Source organism: Pseudomonas sp. BN414 (assembly GCF_029871275.1).
Taxonomy (GTDB): domain Bacteria; phylum Pseudomonadota; class Gammaproteobacteria; order Pseudomonadales; family Pseudomonadaceae; genus Metapseudomonas; species Metapseudomonas resinovorans_C.
This window is the reverse complement of sequence record NZ_SSOL01000077.1, coordinates 1-4,540: the sequence shown is the minus strand read 5'-3', so window position 1 is coordinate 4,540 and position 4,540 is coordinate 1. Positions and strand designations below refer to the sequence as shown.

Genomic DNA, 4,540 nt, shown 5'->3' with positions numbered 1-4,540 from the left:
GGGGGCGAATTCATTCGCGAAGGGAAGCGAAGCATCCCCCTGCAATCTCGAAGGCCGGCCCTGAGGTCCGGTCAGCGATTGAAATCGCCCCCACAAGAAGCAGCATCTCGCAGCCTCCAGCGGAACCCGAACCCTGTGGGGGCGAATTTATTCGCGAAGGGAAGCGAAGCATCCCCCGGCAATCTCGAAGGCCGGCCCTGAGGTCCGGTCAGCGATTGAAATCGCCCCCACAAACAAGCAGCAGCCCGCAGCCTCCAATGAGACTCGAACCCTGTGGGAGCGAATTCATTTGCGAAGGGAAGCGAAGCAGCCCCCTGCATTCCCGAAGGCCGGCCCTGCGGTCCGGCCAGCGATTGAAATCGCCCCCACAAACAAGCAGCAGCCCGCAGCCTCCAGTGAGACTCGAACCCTGTGGGGGCGAATTCATTCGCGAAGGGATGCGCAGCGTCCCCCTGCAAGCCCAAAGGCCGGCCCTGCGGTCCGGTCAGCGATTGAAATCGCCCCCACGAAGAGCAGCAGCCCGCAGCCTCCAGTGAGACTCGAACCCTGTGGGAGCGAATTCATTTGCGAAGGGAAGCGAAGCATCCCCCTGCATTCCCGAAGGCCGGCCCTGCGGTCCGGTTGGCGAATTGAATTCGCCCCCACAAACAAGCAGCAGCCCGCAGCCTCCAATGAGACTCGAACCCTGTGGGGGCGAATTCATTCGCGAAGGGAAGCGAAGCATCCCCCTGCAATCTCGAAGGCCGGCCCTGCGTTTCGGTTGGCGAATGAATTCGCCCCTACAACAGTTCCGCGACGCCTAACCCCGCGTCGCGATAGCGTGCTTGCGCAGCTTCCGATACAGGGTATTGCGGCTGATGCCGAGCTGCTCGGCGGTGCGGGTCATGTGCCAGCGCTGGCTGTCCAGCGCATTGAGCAAGGCGGTGCGCTCGGCGTCGCCCAGTGGGCTCGCCACCGGCTCCGGTACGACGACCGTGGGCGCCGCTCGTAACACCTCGCGCGGCAGGTCTGTCATGCGAATGATGCCGTCCTCGCACAGCGCCGCCAGGGTCCGCAGCACGTTACGCATCTGCCGCACGTTGCCCGGCCAGTGATAGTCGAGCAGTGCCTGGCGAGCCTCTTCGGTGAGGACGATACGCATCCCGCGTGCCTCATCCGCCAGCAGGTAGTGCAGCAGCTCCGGCTTGTCGCTGCGATCGCGCAGGGGCGGCAGGTCGAGGACCAGGCCGTTGAGGCGATAGAAGAGGTCCTCACGGAAGCCTCCGCTGCGTACCCGCTCCTCCAGCTCGCGGTGGGTGGCGCTGATGATGCGTACATCGACCGACAGCGGCTCGCCGCCGATGGGTACTACCTGGCGCTCCTCCAGCACCCGCAGAAGGCGGGTCTGCAGCGCCAGCGGCATATCACCGATTTCGTCAAGGAACAGGGTGCCGCCGTCGGCCTGCTGCAGCTTGCCGCGCATGCCTTCCTTGCGGGCGCCGGTGAAGCTGCCGCCGCGATAGCCGAACAGCTCGCTCTCGATCAGGGTTTCCGGAATCGCCGCACAGTTCAGCGCCACGAAGGGCTGCTCGGCACGGGAGCTGGCCTGGTGCAATGCACGGGCGAAGGCCTCCTTACCGGAACCTGTTTCGCCATTGATCAGCACCGGCACATCGCGTTCGTACACGCGCAACGCCCGGCGGAAGTCGTTCTGCAGTGCAGCATCGCCCAGGCAGATACCCGGGCGCGTGGGCTTCGGCGGCTCCAGCGGAATCGGTTGCGGAATGCTGCGCGATTCGCCGCGCAGGGCCGCGAACAGGGAGCGGCCATTGCGCGTACGCAGCGGCCAGCTCGTCACCGGCTGCGGGGTAGCGCGACCGAGCAGATCGTCGAGGCGGCAATCGAAGAAGGCTTCCACGGGCTGGCCGATCAGGCGTTCACGAGGCACGCCCAGCAGGTTGATCGCGCTCTGGTTCACCGCACTGACACGCCCTTCCCCATCGAACGCCAGCAGCCCTTCGCTGAACAGGCCGATGTACTCGGCCTGCAAGTGGAAACGCAGCAGCCAGTTGCCTTCGAAACGGCGCAGGAAATAGCAGCTCTCGATCATCTTCGCCGAGAGGTTGACCAGCGCCATGGTGTGGAATTGGCTCTGGCGCGAAACATCGTGCCGCGCGGAGGACACATCCAGCACCGCCATCAGCTCGCCCTGCGGGTCGAACACCGGGCTGGCGGAGCAGGTGAGGCCGGTATGGCGGCTGCGGAAATGTTCGTCCTGGTGGATGGTCAGCGCCTGGCGCTCCACCACGCAGGTGCCGATGCCGTTGGTGCCCTCGCTGGACTCGCTCCAGTCGGCGCCCAACCAGAGCCCGGCGCGTTCGAAGGCGGGTCTTTCGGCATGGGCGGTGACACAGTTGAGGATCACCCCGCGGGCGTCGGTCAGCAGCACCGCGTGGCCGGCCCCGGAGAGTTGCCGGTAGAGATTGTTCATCTCGCCGTTGGCCACTTCCAGCACCTGCTGCATGCGCTCGCGGCATTCGAGCATGCGGCCGTGCTCCAGCACCGTGGGCGCCACCGGCTGGGAGGGATCGAGGTGGTGGTCCTCCAGGCAGCGCAGCCAGGAGCGAGCAATCGAAGGGTCGGCTGCCGGCCCACTGGCCTGTGCCTTCCCCTGTGCCAGGGTCATCACTTGTTGGGCGTGACGGCTGAGAGGATTCTGCATTGTTGTTCTTCTCCTGCGCGCTTCCGGGAGGCAGCCCGGGCCGTGGAACGGCATTCGCGTCGACGCAGCATCCTCCAGCAAAGGGGCCTTTGCAATGGCCCCCTGACCCACTGGTCACCTGCTGTGCCAGATGCGTGACAAAGTGTCACCCTCAACTGTGGCAGGCATGCCACACGTGCCCGCCAGTGCCCCAAGGGCGCGGCGCAAGAACCGCTCTGGAACGGTGCTTTCCACTCCATGGCCCAACCCTTGCTCTATGGAAGACATACGCCACCCTGCGTTATCTCCAACAAAACAAGAGACAGGAGAAACACCATGCGTTACGCCCAACCCGGTACCCCCGGCGCTGTCGTTTCCTTCAAGTCCCGCTACGGCAACTACATCGGTGGCGAGTTCGTCGCCCCGGTCAAGGGTCAGTACTTCACCAATACCTCTCCGGTGAATGGCCAGCCGATTGCCGAATTCCCCCGTTCCACTGCCGAAGACGTCGAGAAAGCCCTGGACGCCGCCCATGCCGCGGCCGATGCCTGGGGTCGCACCTCGGTACAGGATCGCTCGAACATCCTGCTGAAGATCGCCGACCGCATCGAGCAGAACCTGGAAGTCCTGGCCGTCACCGAAACCTGGGACAACGGCAAGGCCGTGCGCGAAACCCTGAACGCCGACATCCCACTCGCCGTCGATCACTTCCGCTACTTCGCCGGCTGCATCCGCGCCCAGGAAGGCGGCGCCGCCGAGATCAACGAAGGCACGGTTGCCTACCACATCCATGAACCGCTGGGCGTGGTCGGCCAGATCATCCCGTGGAACTTCCCGCTGCTGATGGCCGCCTGGAAGCTGGCCCCGGCCCTGGCTGCCGGCAACTGCGTGGTGCTGAAACCTGCCGAGCAGACGCCGCTGGGTATTTCCGTGCTGATGGAGCTCATCGGCGACCTGCTGCCGGCCGGCGTGCTCAACGTGGTGCAAGGCTTCGGCAAGGAAGCGGGCGAGGCCCTGGCCACCAGCAAGCGCATCGCCAAGATCGCCTTCACCGGCTCCACCCCGGTGGGTTCGCACATCCTCAAGTGCGCCGCCGAGAACATCATCCCCTCCACTGTGGAGCTGGGCGGCAAGAGCCCGAACATCTACTTCGAAGACATCATGCAGGCCGAGCCGGCCTTCATCGAAAAGGCTGCCGAAGGCCTGGTACTGGCCTTCTTCAACCAGGGTGAGGTTTGCACTTGCCCGTCCCGCGCGCTGGTGCAGGAATCCATCTACCCGGCGTTCATGGCCGAGGTGATGAAGAAGGTCAAAGCGATCAAGCGTGGCGACCCGCTGGACACCGACACCATGGTCGGCGCCCAGGCTTCGCAGCAGCAGTTCGAGAAGATCCTCTCCTACCTCGACATCGCCCAGCAGGAAGGCGCCGAAGTGCTCACCGGCGGCTCGGTGGAAAAACTGGAAGGCAACCTGTCTACCGGTTACTACATCCAGCCGACCCTGCTGAAGGGTCACAACAAGATGCGCGTGTTCCAGGAAGAAATCTTCGGCCCGGTGGTGGGCGTCACCACCTTCAAGGACGAAGCCGAAGCCCTGGCGATCGCCAACGACACCGAGTTCGGCCTGGGTGCCGGTCTGTGGACCCGCGACATCAACCGCGCCTACCGCATGGGCCGTGGCATCAAGGCCGGCCGCGTGTGGACCAACTGCTACCACCTGTACCCGGCGCACGCCGCGTTCGGGGGCTACAAGAAGTCCGGCGTCGGCCGCGAAACCCACAAGATGATGCTCGACCACTACCAGCAGACCAAGAACCTGCTGGTGAGCTACGACATCAACCCGCTGGGCTTCTTCTGATCC

At 64.6% G+C, this 4,540-nt stretch carries 2 protein-coding genes; one reads left to right on the top strand and one right to left on the bottom strand.

Annotation, left to right across the window (positions count from 1 at the left end; translation table 11 throughout):
- Positions 1-799 precede the first annotated feature (799 nt).
- Positions 800-2,701: a sigma-54-dependent Fis family transcriptional regulator gene (locus tag E8E95_RS25295; RefSeq protein ID WP_280354787.1), complete on the bottom strand. Its 1,902-nt coding sequence runs from the start codon at positions 2,699-2,701 to the stop codon at positions 800-802.
- Positions 2,702-3,016: 315 nt separating this feature from the next.
- Between E8E95_RS25295 and E8E95_RS25290 the strand changes: the two genes are divergently transcribed.
- Positions 3,017-4,537, top strand: a complete 1,521-nt coding sequence (locus E8E95_RS25290; protein ID WP_077522195.1) for an aldehyde dehydrogenase family protein — start codon at positions 3,017-3,019, stop codon at positions 4,535-4,537.
- The last annotated feature ends 3 nt before the right edge of the window (positions 4,538-4,540 follow it).